The sequence below is a fragment of the Burkholderia sp. Nafp2/4-1b genome (assembly GCF_003635165.1).
Taxonomy (GTDB): Bacteria; Pseudomonadota; Gammaproteobacteria; order Burkholderiales; family Burkholderiaceae; genus Burkholderia.
Map to the genome: position 1 here is coordinate 174,058 of NZ_ML058615.1, position 26,492 is coordinate 200,549.

The 26,492-nt window shown below is 64.9% G+C and carries 21 protein-coding genes; 10 read left to right on the forward strand and 11 right to left on the reverse strand.

The window, feature by feature from the left end; genetic code table 11:
* The first annotated feature begins 132 nt into the window (after nt 1-132).
* Nucleotides 133-849: a TetR/AcrR family transcriptional regulator gene (locus C7H84_RS23050; protein ID WP_121860925.1), complete on the forward strand. Its 717-nt coding sequence runs from the start codon at nt 133-135 to the stop codon at nt 847-849.
* 188 nt (nt 850-1,037) lie between these two features.
* On the opposite strand, the gene C7H84_RS23055 is transcribed toward C7H84_RS23050, so the two are convergent.
* Nucleotides 1,038-2,153: an AI-2E family transporter gene (locus C7H84_RS23055; protein WP_121860926.1), complete on the reverse strand. Its 1,116-nt coding sequence runs from the start codon at nt 2,151-2,153 to the stop codon at nt 1,038-1,040.
* Nucleotides 2,154-2,456: 303 nt separating this feature from the next.
* Here C7H84_RS23055 and C7H84_RS23060 point away from each other — a divergent pair, with 303 nt between their 5' ends.
* The 6 genes from C7H84_RS23060 to C7H84_RS23085 all read left to right on the forward strand — a co-directional run bounded on the left by C7H84_RS23060 (nt 2,457) and on the right by C7H84_RS23085 (nt 11,601).
* Nucleotides 2,457-3,554 (forward strand): VOC family protein, encoded by a 1,098-nt coding sequence (locus C7H84_RS23060; protein WP_121860927.1) that lies wholly within the window; start codon nt 2,457-2,459, stop codon nt 3,552-3,554.
* A gap of 36 nt (nt 3,555-3,590) precedes the next feature.
* Nucleotides 3,591-4,547 carry a fumarylacetoacetate hydrolase family protein gene (locus C7H84_RS23065; RefSeq protein ID WP_121860928.1) on the forward strand — a complete coding sequence of 319 codons (957 nt, stop codon included), beginning with the start codon at nt 3,591-3,593 and terminating at the stop codon, nt 4,545-4,547.
* Entirely contained in the window at nt 4,544-6,562 is a 2,019-nt protein-coding gene (locus C7H84_RS23070; RefSeq protein WP_121860929.1) for an acyl-CoA synthetase, read from the forward strand. The genes C7H84_RS23065 and C7H84_RS23070 overlap by 4 nt, the downstream gene beginning before the upstream one ends.
* A 245-nt stretch (nt 6,563-6,807) precedes the next feature.
* Nucleotides 6,808-7,545: an OmpW family outer membrane protein gene (locus C7H84_RS23075; RefSeq protein ID WP_121860930.1), complete on the forward strand. Its 738-nt coding sequence runs from the start codon at nt 6,808-6,810 to the stop codon at nt 7,543-7,545.
* 185 nt (nt 7,546-7,730) lie between these two features.
* Entirely contained in the window at nt 7,731-10,709 is a 2,979-nt protein-coding gene (locus tag C7H84_RS23080) for a molybdopterin-dependent oxidoreductase (protein WP_121860931.1), read from the forward strand.
* Nucleotides 10,710-10,719: 10 nt separating this feature from the next.
* The gene (locus C7H84_RS23085; RefSeq protein WP_121860932.1) at nt 10,720-11,601 is read left to right on the forward strand and encodes a 4Fe-4S dicluster domain-containing protein; all 882 of its coding nucleotides are present in this window, start codon (nt 10,720-10,722) and stop codon (nt 11,599-11,601) included.
* Nucleotides 11,602-11,766: 165 nt separating this feature from the next.
* Here C7H84_RS23085 and C7H84_RS23090 read toward each other — a convergent pair whose 3' ends face one another.
* The 8 genes from C7H84_RS23090 to C7H84_RS23125 form a co-directional block, all read right to left on the reverse strand.
* The gene (locus C7H84_RS23090; protein ID WP_240462077.1) at nt 11,767-14,037 is read right to left on the reverse strand and encodes an aminomethyltransferase family protein; all 2,271 of its coding nucleotides are present in this window, start codon (nt 14,035-14,037) and stop codon (nt 11,767-11,769) included.
* 123 nt (nt 14,038-14,160) lie between these two features.
* Nucleotides 14,161-15,531: an NAD(P)/FAD-dependent oxidoreductase gene (locus C7H84_RS23095; protein ID WP_121860933.1), complete on the reverse strand. Its 1,371-nt coding sequence runs from the start codon at nt 15,529-15,531 to the stop codon at nt 14,161-14,163.
* A gap of 49 nt (nt 15,532-15,580) precedes the next feature.
* Nucleotides 15,581-16,447 carry a bifunctional methylenetetrahydrofolate dehydrogenase/methenyltetrahydrofolate cyclohydrolase FolD gene (gene folD, locus C7H84_RS23100; protein WP_121860934.1) on the reverse strand — a complete coding sequence of 289 codons (867 nt, stop codon included), beginning with the start codon at nt 16,445-16,447 and terminating at the stop codon, nt 15,581-15,583.
* Entirely contained in the window at nt 16,444-17,301 is an 858-nt protein-coding gene (purU, locus tag C7H84_RS23105) for a formyltetrahydrofolate deformylase (RefSeq protein ID WP_121860935.1), read from the reverse strand. The genes folD and purU overlap by 4 nt, the downstream gene beginning before the upstream one ends.
* Nucleotides 17,302-17,384: 83 nt before the next feature.
* Nucleotides 17,385-18,515: an aminomethyltransferase family protein gene (locus tag C7H84_RS23110; protein WP_121860936.1), complete on the reverse strand. Its 1,131-nt coding sequence runs from the start codon at nt 18,513-18,515 to the stop codon at nt 17,385-17,387.
* A gap of 49 nt (nt 18,516-18,564) precedes the next feature.
* Nucleotides 18,565-19,581, reverse strand: coding sequence for a DUF3445 domain-containing protein (locus C7H84_RS23115; protein WP_121860937.1), 1,017 nt, complete (start codon nt 19,579-19,581; stop codon nt 18,565-18,567).
* A gap of 10 nt (nt 19,582-19,591) precedes the next feature.
* On the reverse strand, nt 19,592-20,527 hold the full coding sequence (locus C7H84_RS23120; protein WP_121860938.1) for a PDR/VanB family oxidoreductase: 936 nt from the start codon (nt 20,525-20,527) through the stop codon (nt 19,592-19,594).
* On the reverse strand, nt 20,524-21,141 hold the full coding sequence (locus C7H84_RS23125; RefSeq protein ID WP_121860939.1) for a dimethylamine monooxygenase subunit DmmA family protein: 618 nt from the start codon (nt 21,139-21,141) through the stop codon (nt 20,524-20,526). The genes C7H84_RS23120 and C7H84_RS23125 overlap by 4 nt, the downstream gene beginning before the upstream one ends.
* A 223-nt stretch (nt 21,142-21,364) precedes the next feature.
* Here C7H84_RS23125 and C7H84_RS23130 point away from each other — a divergent pair, with 223 nt between their 5' ends.
* From C7H84_RS23130 to C7H84_RS23140, 3 genes are read left to right on the forward strand one after another with little or no spacing between them, the layout of a single operon-like run.
* Nucleotides 21,365-22,456, forward strand: a complete 1,092-nt coding sequence (locus tag C7H84_RS23130; protein WP_205611453.1) for an ATP-binding protein — start codon at nt 21,365-21,367, stop codon at nt 22,454-22,456.
* Nucleotides 22,456-23,109, forward strand: coding sequence for a response regulator (locus C7H84_RS23135; protein ID WP_121860941.1), 654 nt, complete (start codon nt 22,456-22,458; stop codon nt 23,107-23,109). Before C7H84_RS23130 ends, C7H84_RS23135 begins: the two co-directional genes overlap by 1 nt.
* Before the next feature lie 20 nt (nt 23,110-23,129).
* A complete protein-coding gene (locus C7H84_RS23140) occupies nt 23,130-23,870 on the forward strand; it encodes a PAS domain-containing protein (RefSeq protein WP_240462083.1) in 741 nt (246 codons plus the stop codon).
* Nucleotides 23,871-23,972: 102 nt separating this feature from the next.
* Here the strand turns inward: C7H84_RS23140 and C7H84_RS23145 are convergent, their stop codons facing one another.
* Together C7H84_RS23145 and C7H84_RS23150 are read right to left on the reverse strand one after the other, a co-directional pair.
* The gene (locus C7H84_RS23145; RefSeq protein ID WP_240462078.1) at nt 23,973-25,661 is read right to left on the reverse strand and encodes an APC family permease; all 1,689 of its coding nucleotides are present in this window, start codon (nt 25,659-25,661) and stop codon (nt 23,973-23,975) included.
* Nucleotides 25,662-25,986: 325 nt separating this feature from the next.
* Nucleotides 25,987-26,492 (reverse strand): 4Fe-4S dicluster domain-containing protein (locus C7H84_RS23150; protein ID WP_205611454.1); only part of this gene is annotated, 506 nt, incomplete at its 5' end.

Consider the following 26,492-nt stretch of genomic DNA (forward strand, 5'->3'; position numbering starts at 1 on the left):
GTGACATTAAAGTCGAAGATGATAGAATTGTCAATTATGACTTTTGGGTCCGAAACGATGAGCGATAAAAAAGAGACGGGCGCGCCGGTGAACGGTGGGCACGCGGGGGCGCAATGGCCCGGCCAAGGGGCAATGGAAGTCGGCGGTGCTCATGCGGTGGGCGGTGCGAGCCCCGGCGATGGCGACCGGCGCGAACCTCGCGGTGCGCGGCGCAAGCGCGAGACGCGTGCTCGCCTGCTCGAGGCGGCGCTCGCCCTGGTGGCGACGAAAGGTTTCGAGTACGTGACCATCAACGAGATCACGGAAGCGGCGGATGTGGGCTTCGGCTCGTTCTACAACCACTTCGAATCGAAGGATGCGCTTCATGCGGCGCTCGTCGATTGGGTGATCGAGGAGTTCGGCGACCGACTCGATGCGCTTGTGAGCGGCCTATCCGATCCGGCGGAAGTGATCGCCGTGTGCGTGCGACACACGTTGTTGCGCGCGCGGCGCGAACCGGTTTGGGGGCGTTTCCTGATCCGCGAGGGATTTTCGGATCGCGCACTGCACCTCGGTATGCATCGGCGGCTGCGGCGCGATAGCGAGATGGGCATTGCCGCCGGACGCTTCGCCGCGGCCGATCCCTTCATGAGCCATGTCTCGGTAACCGGCATCGTGCTCGCGGCGATTGCCGCGGAACTCAATGTCGCCGCTTCGGGCCGATTGCCGGCCGAACGGGATCAGGACCGGGACGTTGCGCAAGAGCAGCTTGCGGAGCGCGCCGCCGTGGCCGTATTGCAGACGTTGGGTTTGGATCGTGCCGAGGCAGAGCGCGTCGCACTGCGGCCGTTGCCGGTAGCGCCGCGTTGACGGCGAGCGGATGGGTGTAACCGGGACGGTCTCGTTTCCCGACACACCAAATGTTCTGAAGATTGCCGGCGTCGTGCTGCCGCGCTCGCGGTGGCTGCGGGTGCCGGCGTCCGCCGCGCCCGCGTTCTAATCGTATGAACCCTGTCTCATGCTTGCTACGGCAGCGCGTTTTTCTGGCGGAGGGGAGCCTACTCCCGCCCATTCGTATAAAGCGTGCTTGCCAGATAGCGCCGACGCACCTCGCGCAGTGCCGTCGCAAGGATGGCGCTGACAGGAAGCGCGAGCAGTACGCCGAAGAAGCCGAACAGTTCGCCGAACGCCAGCAGCGCAAAAATTGCCGCGAGCGGATGCAGGCCGATGCGCTCGCCGATGAGCCGCGGCGTCAGAAACGCCGTCTCGAGCACTTGCCCGATCCCGTAGATCAAGGCCACCGCACCGAAACCGTACCAGTCGCCGAACTGGAGCAGCGCGGCGAGTAGCGCGAGTACGAGCCCCGTCGCGAAGCCGACATAAGGGATGAAGACCGCAAGCCCGGTAAACAGGCCGACAGGCAATGCGACGCCGAAGCCGGCGAGGCCCAGCGCGATCGGGTAGAACGTGGCGAGCACGACCATGACGAGCAATTGGCCGCGCAGATATTGCGACAGAATCTGATCCATCTCGGTAACGAGCGCGTATGTTTTGCCGAGCCACGGCCGAGGCACGAGGCTTTCGATCCGAGCGAAGAACTTGCGCCTGTCGTATAGCAGGTAGTACAGCACGAGCGGAACCACGACGACATTGCCCACCACGGCAACCAATGCGCTGCCGCCCGTGCGCACATAGCGCCATGCTGCAAGCTGTACCGACTGCTCGCCGCCTTCGAGCCGGCTCGTCAGTACGGTGCGCAAGCTCGACAAATCGAACGACCCGTCCAGGCCGAACATGGCGAGCTTCGGCTGCAGCCACGCATTGATCTGTGCCGACAATCCTGGAACTCGCGCGGCGAGCGCCGGCAGCTCCTTCTGGATCACGGCGAACACGAGCAGCCCGAGCGACACGATCACCGACGCAAACAAAAGCATCATGACGAGCGCTGCCAGAGAGCGTGGAATACGCCGACTCGCGAGCCATTCGACGCCGGGCTGGAGCATGTAGGCAATCAAGCCGCCAAGCAAGAACGGCGTCAGCACCGGACGCAAGGTCCACATCAGGACGCCGAGCCCGACTGCGAGGGCACCGCAGAGCAGGGCCTGGCGCTGGTATGAATGGGGTCGCGCACGCTCTTGCTGCGGCTCGCGCGTTGCGGGTGGATTCGTCGACATCTTCGGGCTCGTGCGTGGCTGGCCGGTGCTGCTTCTCGGGATGGGGAGACGACGACCGTCCGGCTTGATGTCGACTCTAGATACGACATCGTACCCACAAATGATATATTTATCAACTATGACGAAATAGGCTGCGTGTGGGCGCGCCGGCATCCGAGGATACAGCGCTGCCCCAGGCAGCGCCGCCAGGCAAGTACCGTCTCGATCGCACTTATTGACAAAAATATCAGCGATGAGTTTAATGTCATCAACAGGCCGAGCAATGAATCGGACCACCAACCATAGAGACGATAGGAGCTGAGCGTGGAGACAAGTGCGCATCGTGGCGTTCCCGGATTGACGACTGCACAACCGTCGCGTCATCCCCATCCGACGACCAGGGCATCGGCGTTGTCGTACTTGATCTTCGACCGTCCGGACCTCGGACAGGCCGAGCGATTTCTTAACGACTTCGGACTGCGAACGGTCTTTCGAAACGAAGCACTGTTGCTGTTGCGCGGCACTGGCCCGGCGCCGTTCTGTTATGTCGTTCGCCACGCGACGAAGGCCCGGTTTGCCGGCTTTGGGTTGCAGGTCGACAGCAAGTCGGACCTGCATGCGCTGACCAAACTTCCCGGCGCCTCGGGAGTGGAATCGTCGGACTGGCCAGGCGGCGGATATCGCGTCACGTTGACCGACCCGTCGGGCTTTCGCGTCGATGCGGTCTGGGGCATTCGCGAAGTCGAACCATTGCCCCATCGAAACGCGCTTCAATTCAATTCCGTGGACGCGGCAGTACGAATCAACGACACGCAGCGCCCGCCGGCGGACGCGTCTGAAGTCATCAAGCTGGGGCATGTCGTGCTCGAGCTGGCGGACTTCCAGGAAACGTGCGCGTGGTACACACAGCACTTCGGTTTTATCCCGAGCGATGTGCAGACGCTCCCGGACGGCTCACCCGCCGTCGCCTTCATGCGCCTGGATCTGGGCGAGCAGCCAGCCGACCATCACACGCTCGCGCTGGCGCAAGGCTTCATTCCGAAGTACAGCCATAGCGCCTTCGAATTGATCGATGCGGACGCGGTCGGCATGGGGCAGCGCGTGCTGCGCGAAAAAGGCTGGACGCACGCTTGGGGTATCGGACGTCATATTCTGGGCAGCCAGATATTCGACTACTGGCAAGACCCCTGGGGCGACAAGCACGAACACTACTGCGACGGCGACCTCTTCACGTCGGACGCACCCACCGGCCAGCATACGGTCAGCCGTGAAGCGATGGCCCAATGGGGGCCGGCGATGCCACGCAGTTTCACCAAACCCAAACTCTCGCTGTCGAGCCTGGCCGCCCTCGTTCGCAACCTCCGGCGCAGTCCGGATCTGACGCTGAGCAAGCTGCTGGCGCTCGCCAGGATATTCGCCTGACACCCCCGCATTTCCGCACACTAGAGGCACGAAACCATGTCACTGCATGTTCTGCATTATCGGCACGAAGGCCGCGCTCGTTGGGGCGTGGTACGAAACGGCACCATCACGCCCATTCCCGGCGAATTCGCGACCACGGCGGAATTTATCGCCGCGAATCCGGTTGAGCGCCTGCTCGAACTCGACGGTCCGACGATTCCCGAGTCGACCGTGCAATGGCTCTCGCCGGTCACGGCGAATCAGCAGTTCATCTGCCAGGGTGCGAATTATCGCCAGCACATGATCGAATCGGGCATGGACCCGGACGTCAAGAAGTTCAACATGATCTTCACGAAGGCCGCGAGCTGCATCGTCGCTGCCGACTCGAAACTGGTGAAGCCACGCGAGGTACGGTTTCTCGACTATGAGATCGAGCTCGGTCTGGTCCTCAAGCGCGACATCACGTCCCGCGAAACGGTGACTGACGAGAACCTGCACGATTTCATCGCCGGCACCGTGATCGTCAACGACTACTCCGCGCGCGACATCCAGATTCCGCAGATGCAGTTCTACAAGGGCAAGAGCTATCGCACGTTTGGCCCGGTCGGCCCTTACCTTTGCCTGCTCGAGAAGCACGACATGCCGAAGCTGAAGGACCTCGCGTTGACGCTGACCGTCAACGGAACGGTTCGACAGAGCGATTCCACTTCGGGTCTTGTCTACGGTCCGGCAGAGACCTTGACCGAGTTGTCCGGCGTTCAGGACCTGCATGTCGGTGACTTGCTCGCAACGGGTACGCCTTCCGGTTGCGCGCTGATCATTCCGTCGCCGGAGAAGCAGCGCGCCGCGGCACAGCTGCCCGAAGCGGAGAAATGGCGTCTTTTCCTCGCGTTGCAAGCGGAGCGGCCGCAGTACCTGCACGACGGCGATGTGGTGGAAGCCCGCATCGTCAGCCAGGATGGCTCGATCGATCTGGGCACCCAGCGCAACGTCGTCGTCGCAGAGGCCGCATGAAAGGCGTCGCAAACGAGCAGGATGTCCACGCTATCGAATCGCAGGGGCAACCGGCGGATATTCCGTCGAGCACCTACGAAATGATCTGCCGGGGCGCCGCCATCGATCCATCGGCACCCGCGCTTTCGTTCTTCGCAACCGCGGACGCCTACGCGAACCCGGAGCGCTGGACCTACAGCGAACTGGTGCGCGACATCACGCGCACGGCCAACATGCTGTCGCGACTGGGCGTGCAGCGAGACACGGTCGTCGCCTATCTATTGCCGAACCTGCCCGAAACGCACTTCGTGATCTGGGGAGGCGAGGCGGTCGGCATTGTCTGCGCGATCAATCCACTGCTCGAAAGCGACGCGATCGGCGAGTTGCTCAATGCGTCCGGCGCCAGTGTGATCGTCACCTTGGCACCGTATCCCGGCACGGACCTGTGGCAGAAAGTGCAGGCGGTGTTGCACAAGGTTGCGTCGCTCAAGCATGTCGTGCTGGTGAACCTTGCCGACCATGCGCCGGACGAACAGCGATTTGCGGCGCGAATGCTTCAGCGCGGCGAGTGCTCGAGATTGCACGGCGAGGAAGGTGTGCGAGGCGCGGTTCCTGCGCAGATCGCCATCCACGACTTCGGCGAAGCAATCGCACGGGAGCCGGGCATGGAGCTCTCCACGCCGCACCGAAAGAACAGGGGCGACGTGTCGTCCTACTTCTGCACGGGCGGCACCACGGGCCTGCCTAAGATCGCGATGCGCCGGCACGGCAACGAGGTGGCCAATGCATGGAGCGCCGGACGGTTCCTCGGCGAAAGCGTCGGCCCGGGCAAGACGATGTTTTGCGGCTTGCCGCTGTTCCACGTCAATGCCGTGATGGTGACAGGGCTGCTGCCGTTTTCACGCGGTGCGCATGTCGTGGTGGGCACACCGCAAGGGTATCGCGGAGAAGGCGTCGTCAAACGCTTCTGGGATATCGTCTCGCATTACCGGATCAACTTTTTCAGCGGCGTGCCGACCCTCTATGGCTCGTTGCTTGACGTGCCCGCTGAAGGCCGAGACATCAGTTCGCTCGAATACGGGTTGTGCGGTGCTGCGCCGATGCCGATGGAACTGTTGCGTGCTTTCCAGGCGCGAACCGGAATCAGGATCCTCGAAGGCTACGGTCTGACGGAAGGCACCTGTATCAGCAGCGTCAATCCGCCGCTTGGCGAACGGCGGATCGGCTCGATCGGCCTTCGCCTCCCGGGCCAGGCCATGAAAGCCGTGATGGTCGATGAAGCGGGCCGCTATGTGCGTGACTGTGTTGCGGACGAAGTTGGCCAACTGGTGATCTCGGGTCCGAACGTGTTCATCGGCTATATGCGGCCGGAGCAAAACAGCGGCATCTGGATGGATCTGGCCGATGGCGCCAGATGGCTCAATACCGGCGATCTTGGGCGCTGCGACGCAGACGGCTATTTCTGGCTCACCGGCCGAAAGAAGGAGCTGATCATTCGTGGCGGACACAACATCGATCCGGTAGCGATCGAAGAAGCCCTGCACCGACATCCCGCAGTGCAGATTGCCGCGGCAGTCGGGCGTCCTGATGTGCACGCTGGCGAACTGCCGGTCGCCTATGTCCAGCTCAAGCCGGACGTAACGGCAAATGAAGCGGAAATGGCAGCGTTCCTGCGTGACGAGATCAGCGAACGCGCTGCGATTCCCAAAGGCATACGGATCGTTGAAACGATGCCGTTGACGGGTGTCGGCAAGATCTTCAAGCCCGCGCTGAAGCGGATCGAAACCGGCGATGCGCTGCGGTCTGCGCTCGTGGAAGCTGGCGTCGAAGGCGCAACGGTTAGCGTCGTTGAAGACGCGTCGCGCGGGATTTCGGTTCATGTCGAACTGCCCGACGCGGAACTCGAATCGTTGGCGACTTCCGTGCTTGGACGTTTTCCGTTCGCGTTTTCGATCGCGATCGCGGCGAGTGCCGGGAGCAGTGTTGACGGCAACGCGGCGTCGGATACGCACGGGGTGCCAAAGCGACAGAGTTAAGAAGGGAAAGAAGTAGCAGACGTTCGCAGTTCCTGACTCCACACGGTGCGAAGACATCAAGCAACTCGGGGACTCGGAGAAATCATATCGTTGTACTGATTATAAATACGTAAGAAGGGGGGCGATGTTTGGATTCGGTCTGGAGATGCGAGAACCGATCCAACGATCCGGCGCAATGCGCGGGATTGTTAAAGCCGTGTGGACGATAAAAGCCATTTAGCCGATGAGGCAGGAGAAGACGCGTGATGAACTACTGGAAAAATGTTCGGCCTGCCGTTGCGGCGGGTGTTATCTGTTCGGCTGCGCTTGCCGGAAATGCGCATGCCCAGTCGGCCGGAAGCTTTACCCTGTCGACAGGGTGGCTTCACGTCGCACCCCAGGGCAATGCCACGCCGCTCACCGTGGAGAGCGTGGGTGGTGTCGCCGTCAATCAGCAGTTACCGGGCACGGGTGCACACGCGTCGTCAACCGATACGCTCGGCATCAACACCGAGTACTACGTGACCGACCACCTCGGCATCGCCACACTCATCGGCCTGCCGCTCACGGTCAATCTGAAGGGCAACGGTACGCTCGCGAAGTACGGCACCCTCGGCACGACGAGGCCGATGCCGCCCGCCATCGAGCTTCGATATCACCTGTTCGAGGCGCAGTCGAAGTTTCGTCCTTTCGTCGGAGTGGGTGTGAACTACACGTGGTTCACGCAGGTTCGAGCAACCAACACCCAGTTCATCACCGATAGCGTGGGTCCTGGCGGATCGATACGCGCGACCCTCAGTGCATCGTGGAACCCCGTGTTCGACGTCGGGGCAACTTACGCGATTTCCAAACACTGGTCGGTCGGAGCGTCGGTCGGCTACATCCCGCTCAAGACGCACATGACCATATACGGACGCACCGCAACCGGAACGCAGATCGTTTCCAGGTCGACGCTCCGGATCGAACCCATTAACGTCTTTCTGAACGTCGGCTATACGTTCTAGCGCGGACGGCCCACGTTCCCTGACGTCAATCCCGGCGGCGGATTGTGCAATGGGCCCGGCTTTGCCGGGCCTTTCAACCACCACCAGACATGACCGCGCCCACCTGAGCAGTTTGCCCGCTCGGGGAAGCCGGTCCGTAATGCGCCGATGCTTGCACTGGCTCAGACTTTCCATTGGATCAAAAAGTGAAACGACAGATCCTCAAGACCATTCTCTTTGCCATGCCCAAGGTCATCGACCTGACGGCACGCCGCTTCCCTGCCTATCGCGATCGGCTCAAGGAGCGCGATCTCGTCGCGTGGATCGGGCTCATGGATCAAAGCATCGGTCGCGTCATCAAGATCAAGAACGGCCGCATCCGGTCGTGTGCGGGCAGGCATCCTCAGCCCGACGTGCGCATGCAATTCAAGGACGTGGCCACCGCGCTGAAATTCCTCTCCGCCAGCCCGGACTACCTGGATATCATCCATGCGGCGAAAAACTTCAAGGTGGTCACTGAAGGCGACGATGCGTTGCTGGTGTGGTTCATGCAGACGCTGAGCATGATGCAGACCATCAGCCTGCCGATGGGTACGGCGATGCGCGACGGCACGCAGCGCTACACCACGTGCACCAATGGCGGCCCGTTATTCGTGTACGTGAAAGATGGACGCATCGTTCGCGTGACGCCCGTCGATCTCGACAACAAGGATGCACGCAGCTGGGAGATCCAAGCGCGCGGACGCCGTTTCAGCCCGCCACGGCGTGGCCTCGTCGCGCCGCACGCATTGGCGATCAAGTCGCTCGTCTATTCGGAAAAGCGCATCCTTCATCCGATGAAGCGAGTCGATTTCGACCCGGACGGCGAGCGCAATCCGCAAAACCGCGGCAAGTCTGGCTATGTGCCGATCAGCTGGGACGAGGCGTTGGATATCGTCGCGAAGGAGATCAATCGGCAAAAGCGGGTTCACGGTCCGGGCTCCATCACGTTTCCGATGTCGTCGCACCATCAGTGGGGCAATATCGGCTACTACCTCAGCGCGTTGACGCGTTTTGCCAACCTGATCGGTTTCACCCGGGTGGCCGCGAATCCGGACAGCTGGGAAGGGTGGTACTGGGGCGCCATGCATCACTTCGGCAACTCGATGCGCGTTGGCGTGCCGTCCGGCTATGGCGGAATCGAGGATTGCCTGAAGGAAGCCGAAATGATCGTCTTCTGGTCCAGCGACCCGGAAAGCACGAATGGCGCGTACGCCGGATTCGAAGGTACGCCGCGGCGTCTTTGGGCCAAGGAACTCGGAATCGAGTTCGTCCATATCGATCCGCACTGCAATCCGACTGCGCAGTTGCTGGGCGGGCGATGGATTCCGGTCCGGCCGCAAACGGATGCGGCCCTCGCCACGGCCATCATGTATGTATGGCTGATGGAGGACCTGTACGACAAGGATTACGTCGCTAATCGCACGACCGGGTTCGACGAATGGCGGGCCTACCTGACGGGCGAGACGGATGGCGTGCCCAAAACGCCCGAATGGCAGGAGCTGGAAACCGGCGTGCCGGCCAAGGACGTTCGAGCCCTGGCGCGGCGGTGGGGAAACAAGAAGGTGTATCTCGCCGTCGGCATGACGGGCGCGGGATTCGGTGGAGCGGGACGCGGTGCGACCGGGGCCCAATGGGCGCGCTGCATGATCATGATGATGGCGATGCAGGGGTGGGGCAAACCGGGCGTCAACTTCGGCTGCCTCGAAATCGGCGTGCCGCACGATCTGAATTTCTACTTTCCAGGCTACGCGGACGGCGGGATGTCGGGCGAGCTCGCGTGGACCGCGAACGCCGTGAACAACTATCAACGCATGCCGCACATCCTGACGATGAATCCCGTCAAGCAGATGGTGCCCCGGCAGCAGTTGCCCGATGCAATCATCAACGGCCACGCGACAGGCTACCTGTGGGACGGCATGTCGCAGGAAGCGCAATTCGCGCCGTTCAGTTACCCGATGCCCGGTTATTCGCCGATCCGCATGATCTATCGCTATGGCGGCTCCGCGTTCAGCACCGTCACGAAGGCAGGGCGCTGGGCCGATGCTTACCGTCACCCGAGCATCGAGTTCGTGGTCAATCAGTCGATCTGGATGGAAGGCGAGGCGACGTTCGCCGATATCATTCTGCCGGCATGCACATCGCTGGAGCGGTGGGACATCGGCGAATGGTCGAATTCCGGCGGCTACGCGCATCACGGCTTCAATACGGTCAATCACCGCATGATCACGCTGCAGCACAAGTGCATCGAGCCTTTGGGCGAGTCCCGCTCCGACTACGACATCTTCACCGCCATTCTGACCCGTCTGGGACTTGGCGGCGTGTTCACCGAGGGCTGCGGCGAGCTGGACTGGGTCAAGCGGGTTTTCGACTCGTCGGATTTGCCGGATCACATTTCGTGGCGTGAGTTCTGCCGTAAAGGCTACTTCGTCGTGCCGACCGAAAAACCGGAATTGCGACATCCGGTGGACATGCGCTGGTTCGCGGAAGGCCGGCGCAAGGATCTGCAGGAGCCGCATCCGATGCCGTCGCAATATGCCGAGAAATTCGGCATGGGCCTGCAGACGCCCAGCGGCAAGCTCGAGTTCGTGCCCGAGTTGCTGAAGCGGCACACGGCGGACAACCCGGAGCGACCGGCGGTGAACCGATACATCCCGTCCTGGGAGGGCTTGCGCTCTCCACTGGCACAGCGGTATCCGCTGCAACTGATCGCCACGCACAGCCGTTACAGCTTTCACACCCACTGCGACGGCAAGAACTCCTCGGTCAACAGCATCGAGGATCATCGTGCGTTGATTGGCGGACATCGCTTCTGGCTGCTGAGGCTCGGTGCCGTCGACGCGGCGGCCCGCGGCATTGCCCATCGCGATCTCGTCAAGGTCTACAACGACCGCGGTGCGGTGATCTGCGCGGCCGATGTATCGCCGCTGGTCACTGCCGGGGTAGTCAAGTCGTACGAGGCGAGCGCTGAATTCCAGTTGATCGAATTGGACGGGGAGTGCGTCGAAATTGGCGGCTGCATGAACCTGCTGACCCCCGATCGGCCGCAGACGGCGGGTACCAGCAGCATGAGTCCGAATTCATGTCTGGTGCAGGTGGAAAAGTGGAAAAGCGCGGATGCGTTCCTGATCCGTCGCGCAGCGTGAGGAGCACACGATGAGCAAATGGAATCTGGTTATCAAGGTCGGGCAATGCGAGAACTGCCAGAACTGCGTCATCGCGGCGCGCGACGAGCATGTCGGCAATGACTTTCCCGGGTATGCCGCGCCTGCCGCGGCCGGCGCCGAAAGCCCCATTCGCATCCTGCGCCGCGTGCAGGGCGAGTCCCACATGGTCGAAACGACGTACTTGCCGGTGATGTGTAATCACTGCGACGACGCGCCCTGCATGCGCGTCGGCGGCGACGCGATCCGCAAGCGATCCGACGGCATCGTCATCATCGATCCGGACAAGGCCCGAGGGCGCACGGACATCGTCAAGGCCTGCCCGTACAAGGCGATCGTCTGGAACGAGGAGCTGCAGCTGCCGCAGACCTGGATCTTCGACGCGCATCTGCTCGATCAAGGCTGGTCACACCCGCGTTGTCAGCAGTCGTGCCCGACCGAGGTGTTCGAAGCGGTCAGGCTCGATGACGCGTCGATGGCCGAGAAGGCTCGGCGCGAGGGCCTCAGGGTGCTGCAGCCGAACTTCGGGACGAAGCCACGCGTGTGGTACAGCGGCCTGGAGCGATGGGACACCTGCTTCATCGGGGGAAGCGTGAGCGCGCAGATTGGCGATGTGATCGAATGCATCGCGGGTGCGGAAGTGACCCTGTACAGCGGCGATTGGAAGGTGGCCGAAACGGTGTCGGACGGCTTCGGCGATTTCCGGTTTGGTGGCCTGAAGAAGGACAGCGGCGTCTACAAGGTCGAAATCCGTCATGCACACGGGGAGGCTTCGCGCCAGTGCGAACTGGGCGAAAGCGCGTACGTTGGCGAACTCCGCCTTGCCCCGTCTTCACGCAATATCGCGAATGACGAACTCCATTCCGTTGCGTGATCCGAGCGCCGCGGTTCCGTCACCTCGTGACGGAACCATCTCGCGCGATTCGTGCGGCCGTCCGATCCTGGCGGCGGCCGCATGCGTCAGCTGCGAACGCGCGACTTCTGAGGATCGTAAAAGACGGGGGCAGTCACCCGCGCGTCGATGCGTTTCTGCTGGCCGTCAAGCTTGCCGACGTGGAGCACGTCGCCTGGCTGCGCGTGATGCACGTCGATTCGTGCGGAGTGCGATGTTCGTGCCGAGGATCGGCGAGCGCATGCCGCTCGTGACGACACCAACCTGCGCCCGCCCGTCGTGCACGCAATCGCCATGATGGGCCGGCTCGTTGCCGGCGAGTTCCAGCCCGACCAGCCGGCGATGCGGATGCGCGCTACGGCGCAGCAGCGCGTCCCGCCCGACGAAGTCGTCGGTCTTCGTGTTGAGCGGAACGCTGAATCCGATGCCGGCCTCGAACGGATCGGTTTCGTCGGTGAATTCGTATCCGGCGAACACGAGCCCGGCTTCGATCCGCAGCAGGTCGAGCGCATCGAGGCCGAGCGGCACGAGCCCGTGCGGTTGACCTTCCGCCCAGATCGCGTCCCATACGGCCTCTGCATCGCGCGGATGACACCAGACCTCGTAGCCGAGTTCGCCGGTGTAGCCGGTCCTGCTGACGATGACGGGGCAGCCGTCGTCGCCGCCGAGGCGGCCGATCAGGAAGCGGAACCAGCCGAGGCTGTCGAGCGACGGTTGCGTCGCGGGCGTCCGGACCAGCGCGCGCAGGATCTCGCGGCTGCGCGGCCCTTGCACCGCGACATTGTGGATCTGGTCGGACGACGACTTGATCCATGCCTTCATGCCGAGCCTCTCCGCCTGCTCGCGCAGCCAGATACCGGCGAAATCGTCGCCGCAGATCCAGCGGAACGTGTCGAGGCCGAGCCGCATCAGCGTGCCGTCGTCGAGCATGCCGCCGTGCGGATGGCACATCGCCGAGTACACGACCTGGCCGACCGCGAGCCTGCGCACGTCACGCGTCAGGCAGTATTGCAGCAGCGCCTCGGCGTCGGGACCGACGACGTCGAACTTGCGCAACGCGGACAGATCGATGATCGCCGCGCGCTCGCGACAGCCGTAGTATTCGTCGATCGCGCCGTAGCCGTCGAAGCGCGCCGGCAGGTGCCAGCCGCGATAGTCGACGAATTGTCGCGTGAGCGCCGTCGTGCGCGAGTGGAAGCCCGATTGGCGCGTCAGCACGGGCAGCGCGTCGGGTGTGGATCTGAGAGCGGTGGACATAGTGAAGCGCGCTTCGCTTGAGTAGGTTCGGATCCGGATGTCGGTCGGTTGCCACGCGTTTGCGGAATCGATGTCGTCGGGGCACGACGTGCTGACGCAGAGCAGCGGCTTCAACGCGCGCATCAGCACGTAGTCGCCCGGGCGCGACCACGGTTCATCGATCGTCATCTGCCCGTGCGCGTCGATCGCGGTGTTGAAGAAGAAATTGATTGCCGGCCAGCCGGGGCGCGCGGCGACGCCGTAATCGGCGAGCGCCGCGCTGATGTTGTCGCTGCAGTTCGGATGGCCCGGGTAGCCTTGCGTTTCGTAATAGCGTGCCGTGCAGGCGAGCGCGAACGTGTCGTGCCGGCCGACGGTGTCGTGCACGACTTCCAGCATCGGCTGCATCAGCTGGTCGAAGAATCGTGCATACAGTCCGGGCAGCGGATACGCATGGCCGTTCAGCGTGCGCGTGACGGTCGGATCGATGCCGACTTCCTGATGGCGGCCGAGTGCGTCGAGATCGAATGCGACGAAATCGGAGCATTGCCTGCCATCGACGTCGACGATCTGGATGTACTCGCCGGCAGCCACCGTGTAAGCGACGGCGGTGCCTGGACGGATCACGAAATCGGCGAGCGGATCGGCGAGCGGCGCACTCGTCTGAGTGGCAGCGGACGTTCGCGCGCGCACGACGGACAGCTCCAGTTCCGTCGCGGGCCGGCCGGCCTGGTCCACGGGCACGGGGCCGCCCGGCGCCGCGACGATCGCGACGAGCGGCTCCGTCGCGACGAACGTGCGCGCGCAGCCGGCATGGGTGTCGCCGGACCAGAGGATCGCACCCGCCGGCAACGGCGCACCGGTCAGCCCGTGTCGTTCGAACAGCGTCGTGACATCCCGTTGTGCGGCGCAACCGCCGTTCAGGCGTTCGGAGATGAAGCGCGCGCCGTCGTCGGGCGTCAGGTCGAGCGCGGCAAGCGCGCTGCCGCCGTCATGCACGCGCAAGGCGAGCAGTTCGGCCCGCTGCCGGCCCTCGACATCGATCACCTGCAGCGTGTCGCCGGCATCGAGCATGACGGCGGCGAGCCCCGCACCGGCGACGCGATGGCGTTCGCGGCCGGCCGCATGGGCGGACAACGCGGGTTCGTGCGGCCGCGACACGGACGGCGGACGAATGAGCATGGACGTTCCTTGCATGGATGGCATGGATGGACGGGCGCGGCTCGCGATGCACGCGGGCGCGAATGACACGGCTCGTGTCGCGGCGCCCGGCGCACGGCCGGATGGCGCGACGCGACGTGACGGTCAGCCTGCGCGCACGCGCGGCTCGGGCGGCCGCTCGCCGAGGTACGCTTCCATCGAATCGTCGAGCGCGTCGAGCCACGGCGTGTGATGCGGCGGCGACTGGGTGCCGGTCATCAGCGAGCGATAGGACTTGTCGCGATAGCCCATGATGTTCTCGTGCTTGTCGTGCTTCCACGCGAGGAACGTACGATTGACGCTGGCGATGTCGAAGTTCGGATAGTCGGTCGCGTCGATCAGGTCCTGGATATAGCTGCCCTGGTACTCGAACATCTGCTGGTTGGTGACCAGCGCTTCCTCGCGCGCGCGCCACGCGAGACTGTCGGCGTGCATCGCGTCGAACCCGGGCAGCGCGATGCGGCCGAGGATCACGTCGCGTGCGTACCAGGCTTGCGCGTCGAACATGTTGAACGAGTACCAGAGGTCCTGCATGCCGAGATAGATCAGTTTCGGATTGCGTTCCCAGAAGATGCCCTTGTACAGGTCGAGCGGCCAGAGCCGGTTGTTCGTTTTCAGCCGCAGGCTGTCGGGCAGGAACGGGAAATGGTGCTGGTATCCGGTGCAGAGGATGATCGCGTCGATCTTCTTGCTGCTGCCGTCGGCGAAAAACGCGACGTTGCCGCGAACGCGCTCGAGCAACGGCTTTTCTTCCCAGTTCGCCGGCCAGTGATAACCCATCGGCGCGGTGCGATAGCTGCTCGTGATGCTGCGCGCGCCGTACTTGTAGCATTGCGACCCGATGTCCTCGGCCGAATAGCTGCTGCCGACGAGCAGGATGTCCTTGTCCTTGAATTCGAGCGCATCGCGAAAGTCGTGCGCGTGCAGGATGCGCCCGCCGAAACTGTCAAAGCCGGGAAAGCTCGGCAGGTTCGGCGTCGAGAAATGGCCGCAGGCGTTCACGACGTAGTCGAAGTCTTCCGCATACACGACGTCGTTGTCGAGATCGTGCACGGTCACCGTGAAGCGGCCGCTGGCGTCGTCGAACGCAATCTGGCGCACGACGGTGCCGAACCGGATGTACGGACGCACGCCGGCCTTCTCGACGCGGCCCTTGATGTAGTCCCACAGCACTTCGCGCGGCGGATAGGACGCGATCGGCTTGCCGAAGTGTTCCTCGAACGTGTAGTCGGCGAACTCCAGGCATTCCTTCGGGCCGTTCGACCACAGATAGCGGTACATGCTGCCGTGGACCGGCTCGCCGAATTCGTCGGTGCCGGTGCGCCACGTGTAGTTCCACATGCCGCCCCAGTCGCGCTGCTTTTCGAAGCAGACGAGTTGCGGGATGTCCGCGCCCTTCGCCTGGGCCGACTGGAAGGCGCGAAGCTGGGCCATGCCCGACGGGCCCGCACCGATGATTGCAACACGTTGTGTCATCGCGTTCTACCTCGTTGGAAGTGATTTGCCATTCGGGCGCGGACGTCGGTCACGTCGCGCGTTGCCGCCGCGCCGCGAGCGCGGTGTTCTTCATCAGGAAGGCGATCGTCATCGGGCCGACGCCGCCCGGAACCGGCGTCAATGCACCGGCGACGCGCGCCACGCTCTCGTGGTCCACGTCGCCGACGAGCCGCGTCGCGCCGCCGGATTCGATCCGGTTGATGCCGACGTCCACGACGACCGCGCCCGGCTTGATCCAGCCCGCATCGACGAGCCCCGGCTTGCCTGCCGCCGCGACGACGATGTCCGCCTGGCGGCACAGTTGCGCGGCATTCGTACTGCGCGAGTGGACGGTCGTCACCGAGCAGTCGCACTGGAGCAGCAGCGCCGCCATCGGCTTGCCGACGATGTTCGAGCGCCCGACGACGACCGCATGCTTGCCGCGCAGATCGCCGACGATCTCCCGCAGCAGATGCAGGCAGCCCGACGGCGTGCACGGCACGAACACGTCCTGGCCGAGCGCGAGGCCGCCGACGTTCTCGCGATGGAAACCATCGACGTCCTTGCGCGGATCGATCGCGTCGATCACGGCAGCGGCGTCGAGCTGCGCGGGCAGCGGCATCTGCACGAGAATCCCGTGTACGTCGCGATCGGCGTTCAGTTCGGCGACGAGCGCGAGCAAGGTGGGCGCCGCGGTGTCGGCGGGCAGTCGATGCTCGATCGAACGGATGCCGACCTGCTGCGCGCGCAGGATCTTGTTGCGCACGTAGACGTGGCTCGCCGGATCGTCGCCGACGAGCACGACCGCGAGGCCGGGCATCACGCCTTCCGCGCGCAGCCGCGCGACGTCCTGCCTGACGGATTCCAGCAGCGCGTCGGCGATCGCCTTGCCGTCGATGAGCGTCGCGCCGCTCATTTGAAGATCACCGTGCGGCTCTGGTTCAGGAACACGCGGTGCTCGGTGTGGTACTTGACCGCGCGCGACAGCGCGACCGTCTCGGTGTCGCGCCCGATCGACACGAGATCGTCCGGTTGCAGCACGTGGTCGACGCGCTGCACCTCCTGCTCGATGATCGGCCCTTCGTCGAGGTCGGACGTCACGTAGTGGGCAGTCGCGCCGATCAGCTTCACGCCGCGCTCGAATGCCTGGTGGTACGGCTTCGCGCCCTTGAACCCCGGCAGGAACGAGTGATGGATATTGATCGCGCGGCCGGCGAGCCGCTCGCACAGGTCGTTCGACAGGATCTGCATGTAGCGGGCCAGCACGACGAGCTCGGTGCCGGTTTCGTCGACGATGCGCATCAGCTCGGCCTCCTGCCGCGCCCGGGTGTCCGGCGTGATCGGCAGGTAGATGAAGCGAATGCCCTCGCGCTCGGCCATCGGCCGCAGGTCGAGATGGTTCGACACGACCGCGGTGATCTGCATGCGCAGCTCGCCCTTGCGGAAGCGGTACAGCAGGTCGGACAGGCAGTGGTCGAACTTGCTGACCATCAGCAGGACCTTCATCGGATCGCCGGCGCTTTTCAGTTGCCACTGCATCGAGAAGTCGCGCGCGACGCTGCCGAAATCGCGCTGCAGCTGCTCGACGTTGCCGCTCGCACCAGCGTTGAAGCGGAACACGGCACGCATGAAGAACGTGCTGCTGACCTCGTCGTCGTACTGCGCCAGTTCGCTGATGTAGCAGTTCGATGCGGCGAGATGAGCGGTGACGGCAGCGACGATGCCGGACGTGGCCGGGCAGCTGATCGTCAGGATGTAGTTCGGATTCACGTCGGGTGTCCTCGAAACGGATCGGATTGCGGGGAAGGCCGGCCGCCGCCGGTGGCGTGCGGCCGCGCACGATCGTCACGGCGTCAGCCGATGGCGGTGCGCTTCGTCTTGTCGGGATCGTCGAACGGCAGCAGCGCGGCGCTCGCGCGCGTCTCGATGCTGCCCTTCACGACGAGCGGTGCGCCCGCGTGGGCATGCTCGACGCCGAGGCGGGCGATCGCGAGCGAGCGCCCCGTCAGCCGCGACACCATCGCGCACGTGATCACGCCAACCTGTCTGCCGTCCCGCCATAGCGTGTCGCCCGCCTGCGCGGCCTTCGTGGCCTCGAGCTCGACACCGAAGATCCGGAACCGCTCCTTGCCGGCCAGCCTGGCATGCTCGGCAGCGCCGCAGAATTCGGTCTTGCCGGGTGACACCGTGAAATCGAGGCCGAGTTCCCACAGCGTGTCGCCTGCGCGTTCGTCGGCGAACGGGTACATCTCGGAGTTGTCGTACGGATAGAACAGCAGGGAACTCTCGACGCGCAGCCAGTCGAGCGCGGTGAACGCGCACGGGACGATGCCCATCGCGCGGCCTTTCTCGATGATCGTGTCCCAGATCAGCGGCGCGTCGGCAGCCTTGCAGAAGAGCTCGTAGCCGCGCTCGCCGGTGTAGCCGGTGCGCGAGATCATCACCGGCCGCCCGAACAGGCGCGTCTGAATATGGTGGAAGTAAGGCAGGTTGCGGATGTCCGGCACGTATTCGGCGAGGAAGTCGACCGCGACGGGCCCTTGCAGCGACAGGTCGTGCAGGTCGTCGTCGAACAGCACGGCGACCTGCCGGCCGTACGCGGAGCGCACGAGGCGCTCGTACCCCGTGCCCGCGCCGTGAACGACCATGAACGCGTTGGGGCCCGTCCGGTAGACGATGCAGTCGTCGATGAACTTGCCGCGCTCGTCGAGCATCGTCGCGTACACCGACTTGCCCGGATACAGCTTGCCGATGTCGCGCGTGGTCGCCCAGTTCAGCAGGCTTTCGGCGTGCGGGCCGACGTAGTGCACCTTCTTCAACCCCGATACGTCCATCAGGCCGGCGCGGGTGCGAATGGCCTCGTGGTGGTCGGCGAGATCGCTCGCATAGGTCCACGCGGTGCCCATGCCGTTCCAGTCCTCGAGATTCGAGCCGAGTGCGCGATGCCGGTCCGCGAGGGCGGAGATGCGCCAGGAGTTCGCCATCTTGAATGCTCCATACGAAAGTGAAGGTCGATCACGAAAAAACGCCGGGTCACGCGTCGACGTCGAACTGGCTGAGCCACTCGACGAGCGTGTGCCGGTAGCGGGACATGCCCTTGTATTCGGCGATCGGCTCGGGCAGGTCGCGCAGCACGCGGTGCAGCCGGCGCGCCCAGACCGGATTGCCGACGAGGTCGGCCATGCTGCAGAGATAGGTGCGGATGCCGAACATCAGTGCGTTGCTGCGCGGCAGCCGCGCCATCAATTGCAGCTCGACGCGCAGATGCACGGCGTCGCCGACGTTGTCAGGCGTCACGCGCCCGCGGTCCGCGCCCCACAGGTGATAGGTTTCGGGCGACGTGTCGAGGCGAGGATGGATGGTCAGCGTCCAGTTCAGGCGGCGCACCGGTTGCCCGACCTGCACGGCGAGCAGGTATTTCAGCGCGCGCTCGAATACGCCAGCCTGGTGCGCGAGCGGCACCGGCGCATGCCATTGCCTGAAGCTCATCCCGGCATCGAACGCGAGCGACCAGTCGGCCGGGCCCGTGACGACGCCGGCGTCCATGTACAGGTCGCCGTCGCGCTGGTCGAGCAGCGCGATGTCGCCTTGCGTCTGCCGCATGATGTATTCGAGCGGGCCGTACGGCAGCGTGCGCGCATCGCCGAACACGAAGCGCTGTTCGAGGTCGAGCGCGCGGTTTTGCCAGCGCCAGCGATCGTCGTCGCGCTCGAGCGCGAACCACTCCGGATAGTCGTGCGCCAGGTGCGTCATGACCATTTCCAGCGTGTCCCACGACGCGGTCTCCATGTGCGGCATCACGATCGCACGGCGCGGCTCGGCGTCGAGCACCCGCGCGCGTTCGGCGATCTCGGAGCGGTAGTGCTCGTCGATGTCGAAGCAGTGCGCGTAGACCGAGCCGGGATCGCGCGGCGTCGCGGGCTCGATGTTGACCGAATACATGTACCGGTCCTCGGCGAACGGAAACGGAAAGCGTGCGATCGCCGCCGGGCTGTTGCGGAACGAGAAGTCGTCGCGATACGTCTGCGCGGGCTTGATGGATACGCTCATGGCACGGATCTCACAGGTCGAGGGTCAATGCGCCGCCGCACGCGCGCGACACGCAGGGCATCAGATGGGTCGCGCGCGCGTCGGCGTCGAGGAACGCGTCGCGATGCTCGACCGCGCCGTCGAGATAGCGCGTCGCGCACTGGCCGCATGCGCCGCCGCGGCACAGATTGGGCACGTCGATGCCGGCCGATTCGAGCGCCTCCAGCAGGCTCTGATCGGCACCGACCGCGATGCGGCGGCCGCTGCGCCGCAGGTCGGCCGTGAACGGCTGGCCCGGCGCCGGCGCCACGAAGGCTTCCCAGTGCACGCGGCCGGCAGGCCAGCCGAGTGCGGCGGCCGCGTCGCGCACCGCGCGCAGCAGGCGTTCCGGGCCGCACACATAGACGTGCGTGCCGAGCGGCTGCCTCTCGAGCATCGCGATCGCGTCGAAGCGGGCCTGCACGCCGTCATAGCCGTGAAAGCGCGCGCCGAGCCGCGCGTCGAGCGCCGCGCGATAGGCATCCGTCTGGCCCGTGCGGTACGCATAGTGCAACTCGTGGCTCGCTTGCCGGCGTTGCAGCTCCGCGAGGTGCGCGATGAACGGCGTGATGCCGATGCCGCCCGCGACGAGCACGTGGTGGCGCGCGGTGGCGTTCAATGCGAACAGGTTCGCCGGGGCAGTGATGCGCAAGCGCGTGCCGGGCTCCAGACGGTCGTGCACGAACGCGGAACCGCCGCGTGACGACGCCTGCCGCCGGACCGCGATCCGATAGACGTTCCGTTCGGCCGGATCGCCCGCCAGCGAGTAGGCGTTGCGATAGGTGCGGCCGCCATCGTTCAGCATGACCTGCACGTGGCTGCCGGACGAGAAGACGGGAAGGGCGCCGTCGAGCGCCGTCAGCGCCAGTTCGCGCACGACGGGCGTGAGCATGCGGGCCTCGGTCACGCGAACGTCGAGCAGGCTCATGCTGCGTCTCCCGCGTAGGGCCGGTCGGCATCCGCGCAGACGCCGAGATAGGCGCCGAGCCGCGCGGAGAAATGCTGGCGGACACTCAGGCGGACATCGCACGACGGGCAGGTGACCTCGTCGCGTGCATCGTGCCCGTCTTGCGCATGCGAGGTCCCGCAATGCACGCAGTACACGGTGCGCCGCGCGCCGGACACGCTCGCGACCACCTCGTCCGGCAGCATGCCGGCCGCCTGCGCGATGCGCCGGATGTGCCACACGAACGCCTCGTCGCCACACACATAAAGACGCACGCCGACGGCGCTTTCATTCAGCCTGCGGCGCACGTCGTCCTCGAGCGCGTCGAGCGATGCATGAAACACGGTCGGCAGGCCGGTTGCCTGCAGATTGCCGAGCGTGACGAGCAGCGCGGCGCCCGGCAGCCCGGCGAGGCCATCGACGAGCGCGCGCACTGCGTCGAGCGCCTTGCCTTGGGCGACCACGAGATGCGAGCGGGCGGCGCAGCAGGGCTGCAACGGCGCGTATTGAGGCAAGCTCGGCGGCACGAACGGCGTGTGCGCCGGTTGCGCTTCGCACGTTCGGCTGCTGGTGGCGAACGGTTCAATTGAGTGCATTGATCGACTCCCAAAATGGGGCGTTTGCATCACGAATGGGCGTACGGCAGGCGACAGTCGCTGCGTCCCGTTGCGTTCCTGTTGTTCAACATAGTTTCTTGCCAGTAATTGCCGTTCAATCCTGAAGAGGAGGTATGCCCTAAGAGGTAGCGCGCAGGGAAATCGCAGAGAGGCATGGAACTTGCGTCGTATTTCGATCCTGGTTTGTGCGTACCGAATGATCGTGACTCCCGATGACAGCCTGACCGACCGATGCATGCCGCCCTTGGGCGGCGCGTCGTTGCCGACGCGCTTTCGCGATGCGCTGCTCGCGTTGCTGGCCGGATGCGTCAACGGTGCGTCGCGCCACGCGGCGTTTCATGCGTTCTATACGGGGCTTGCGCGCGAACTGCCGGACGCACGGGTCGTGCTCGCGTTCGATGGCGGCGCGGGCTACGAATCCACGCCGGACACGCTGGTGCGATGCACGCAGGGGCAGCGCTGCAAGCTCAGGCACGCGGCAAGCGACGGTGCGTGCGAACTGTGTCCGGACTGCGTTGGCGCCGGCCACGGGCGCGCGGTGCGTGCGATCGGCGATGCGGTGCTGGTGCTGGACATCGCATTGCCGGCCGACCCGACGCTGCTGACGGACCTCGATGTCATCGCGGGCACGATCCGCGCGGCGCTCACGCGTCGCGAGCCGGTCGACGCGCACGGGCGCGACGCCGCCAACCAGTCGGAGGCGTTGACACGCGAGTTGCACGACTCGGTCGCGCAGCAGCTGGGCTTCATGTCGTTTCTGGTGGCTCGCCTGCAGCAGCAGGACGCGACCGGCGATCCGCTGCTGGCCGAACTGCGCACGATGACGACGCGCCTGCAGCGCGAGGTGCGCGAGCTCATCACCAGCGCGCGGCTCACGCTCGACGGGCGCTCGCTGCAGCAGGCGCTGGCCGATTCGGTCGCGGAGTTCTCGCGCCGGTGCGATGTCGTGTTCGAGCTCGACAATCGCGTGCCCGACCTGCGGATCGATCCGCGCATCGCGCTGCATATCCTGCAGATCGTGCGCGAGGCGCTGTCGAACGTCGTGCGTCATGCGCAGGCGGCGCATGCGTGGATCGCGCTGCGGACCGACGGCGAAGGTTTGCAGGTCTCCGTCGTCGACGACGGCATCGGGCTCGGCGACGGAGCGGCCGACGTGAATCACCATGGCCTCGACATCCTGCGCGAACGCGCGGCGGCGATCGGCGGGCGCATCGCGATCGAGCGCGGCGCGTTCGGCGGGACGCGCGTGGCGCTGTTCGTGCCGGACGGCGCGATATTCGGAGAAACGATCTGATGGAACCGACCACGCTGCTGTTGATCGACGACCACCCGCTGTTTCGCCGCGGCGTGGCCGAATTTTTCAGTGCGACCGGGGAATTTCGCGTGGTCGGCGAATCGTCGAACGGCGCGCACGGGATTTCGCTCGTGGGCATGCTGCGGCCGGAGCTGGTGCTGATCGACCTGCACATGCCGGGGCTCGGCGGGCTCCAGGTGCTCGACGGCCTCAGGCGCAAGGAAGCCGATTGCGTGAAGGTGCTGCTGACGGCATCGATGGATCGCGAGGAACTGCGCGCGGCGGTGCGGCTCGGCGCCGACGGCTACGTGCTGAAGGATTCGGAGCCGCAAGCGCTGCTCGCCTACGTGCGCAGCTGCATGCGCAGGCTCGTGGTGCTCGACGACGAGCTCGCCGACGAAGACGGCGTCGCCGTCGCACAGGCTGACGCACGGTCGGCCGACCTCACCGCACGCGAAACGCAGACACTGACGCTCATCGCCGACGGCATGAGCAACAAGCAGATCGCGCGCGTGCTCGGCATCAGCGAGGGCACGGTGAAGGTCTACGTGAAGAACCTGCTGCGCAAACTGGACGCGCGAACGCGGCTCGAGCTGGCCGCATCGGTGCACCGCCGCGCGATCGGCGCGGCGAACCGCGAACGGGCGGCGTGATGAACGACGACACGCCCGTGATGCACCCATTGGGCAGCGCGTTCGACGCGGACGATTGCCCGCTCGCGCTGCTGAAGCTCGACGGCGCGGGACGGATCGCCGCGTTCAACGTCGCATGGACCGACGCGATGGAACGGCCCGCGGCCGGCCGGTGCTTCATCGACTATGTGCATCCGGAAGACCGCGACATCTGGATCGGCATGCTGCAGCGTTCGTTGGCGATCTCGCGCGGCGCGGTCCGCGAGCGTCTGCGCTGCGTGCGCCCGGATGGCGAACTGCGCTGGTTCGAGGTGTCGTTGAAAAGAAATGCCGACGGATCATCCGTCGCGCTGTCCGACGTGACGTACGACCGGCGGCGCGAGACGGCGACGCAGGCTCACCTGAGAAGCGTCGAGGGGCTGCTCGACAGCATTCCGGGCCTCGTCTACCGTGGCCGCAACAACCGGCTGTGGACGATGGAGTACGTGAGTGCCGGATGCGAGGGATTGACCGGCTATCCGCGACAGTGGTTTCTCGACGGGCACGCGCATGCGTTCGGGCAACTGATCGTGCCCGACGATACCGATTACGTGTGGATGGGCGTTCAGCAGGCGCTGGCGGTGCGCGGCGTATTCGATCTGAGGTATCGGATCCGGTGCGCCGATGGGTGGATCAAGCCGGTGTGGGAAACCGGCGTCGGGATCTATTCGGCAAGCGGCGAGGTGCTGGGGGTCGAAGGCGCGATCTTCGAGGCGCGGCCTGGCGATCGACCTGGTGTTTGAGTCGGCCGCATGCGCGCGCGGCGGGTGGAACGCATCACCGAAAACACGACGCCCGGCTGCGAACCGGGCGTCGTTTCAAGCCGCGAGCGACCGCGATCGCGCCTACGGCGCGATCCAGTGCGTCGCGATGACGACGACCACGCCGAGCAACAGCGTCAGATACGGCAGGTAGCCGGCCTTGCGCGGCTGTTCGCCGCCGGACAGCGCCATGTCCTCCAGCATCTGGTCCGGGAAGCGGCCCTTGTCGGTCACGTAGTGCCGCCAGACGAACACCGGCAGGATCAGCGCGGCGAACACGAGGCCCGAGACCAGCGTGCCCTTGCCCCACACGTCGGCGCCGAATCCCATCAGCGCGAGGTTGACGAACGACAGCAGCGCGCCGAGCGCGAGCAGCCAGCGCGGCGCGCGGAACGGGCGTGTCCAGTTCGCGCGGTCGAGGCGGTGAATCCAGGCCGCGTTCAGGTTGAGGAAGTTGAAGATGATGTACCCGACGTTCGACATCGCGAGCACGACGGTGTAGTCGGACATCAGCAGCAGGAACAGGTTGAAGCAGAGATCGGTCCACATCGCGCGGGTCGGCGCGCCGTTCTCGTTCACGTGCGACAGGTATTTCGGCAGCCAGCCGTCGACCGATGCCTGGTACAGCGTGCGCGACGATCCGGCCATCGACGTCATGATCGCGAGCACCAGCGCGAACACCAGCATCGGTTTCAGGATGTATTCGCCCCAGGTGCCGACGTGGACGATCTGCGTCATCGCTTCGGCGACGCCCATGCCGCTGAAGATGCCCGGCGACAGCACGCCGTCATACACCGCGGCCTGCGTGACGTTGCCGGCCGCATCCTTCACTTCGGGCGTGACGAGCTGGCCGAGGCCCAGTGCGCCCTGGAACGCGAGCGGGACCATCGTGAAGAACACGAGGCACAGCAGGCCGGAATAGACGATGGCCTTGACCGTGTCTCGGCGCGGATCGCGAAACTCGCGCGTGTAGCAGACGGCCGTCTCGAAACCGTAGGTCGACCACGCGGCGATGAAGAGGCCGCCCGCCATCAGCTGCAGGCCCGCGAGATTCCACGTGCCGTCGATCACGCGGCCGGCTGCGTCCTTCGCGAGCGGGTAGAGCGGCAGCAAGTGCGACTTGGGCAGGTCGCCGCTCAGGATCGGATACAGGCCGACGAGCAGCAACGGCAGCAGCGCGGCGATCGCGAGAATCATCTGCAGCTTCGCGGCCTGCAGGATCCCGCGATGCTGGACCGCGAAGGTGGTGAGCAGGATGATCGCGCCGATCACGAAGGTTGCGTTGATACGCAGCGACAGGCCGCTTGCGAGCCAGCCGAGATCGAGCAGCGTGATCTGCCAGGTGTTGATCGCGGCCGTGGCCGGGAACAGCATGTTCAGCACGTAGCCCGCGCCCATGCCCGAGCCGATCGCAAGCACCGGCGACCACGCGAACCAGTTGCACCACACGGAGAGGGGGGCGAGCAGCTTGCTGTAACGCACCCACGCGATCGCGCCGTAGACCGATGCACCGCCCGACTTGTGCGGAAAGAGTCCTGCAATCTCCGCGTAAGAAAACGCCTGGATGAAACCGAACAGGATCGAGATCATCCATACGATCCACGATGGCTTGCCGACGGTGGCCGCGATGGAGCCGATCGAGAAGAGCACGAGCGCGGGCACGCCGCTCGCGACCCAGAAGGCACCGGTCCAGCTGATCTTGCGCTGAAGTCCGGCCGTATCGGCATGCGCGGCGGGGAAATCCGCCTGTGCGCTGTCAGGGAGGGAACTCATCTGGATCTCCGTCAAGTCGGGTTGGGTAGGATGCGATCAACGATCGTCGGCCAATAACGCGCCAGCAACTCTCATGAAGAGGTACTCCTTCGGAGAGAGAGTCGGCAGGGCGCGGCGACGGAGGTGAGATATCGGCGCGCGATGTGGCGCATGCGCGGGCCTTGCGCATGTGCAGTGCAGGCGAAGCGGGGGCGCTTCGTTGGGTGGACGAAGGAAATGGATCGAGGGGCGTGGTGGGTAATGCGTGGTCGCGTAGCGACCTGCGCACGAGACGCGCATCGTGCTCGGCGAAACGCTGCCGCGCGAGGCGGCGTTTTCCGGCAGCTTACATGTTCGGGTAATTCGGCCCGCCGCCGCCTTCCGGCGTGACCCACACGATGTTCTGCGTCGGGTCCTTGATGTCGCAGGTCTTGCAGTGCACGCAGTTCTGCGCGTTGATCACCAGTCGATCGCTGCCGTCGTCGTTCTTCACGAACTCGTACACGGCCGCCGGACAGAAGCGCGCTTCCGGCCCCGCATACGTGTACAGGTTCACGTTTACCGGCACGCTCGCATCCTTCAGCGTCAGGTGCGCCGGCTGGTTTTCCTCGTGGTTCGTGTTCGAGATGAACACCGACGACAGCCGGTCGAACGTCAGCTTGCCGTCCGGCTTCGGATACTCGATCGGCGTGCACTGCGACGCCGGCTTCAGCATCTCGTGATCCGCATGCTTGTGATGCAGCGTCCACGGCACGTTGCCGCCCATTACCTTTTGCTCGAGGCCGACCATCAGCGTGCCCAAGTACAGGCCCTTGGCCATCCACTGCTTGAAGTTGCGTGCGCGATACAGCT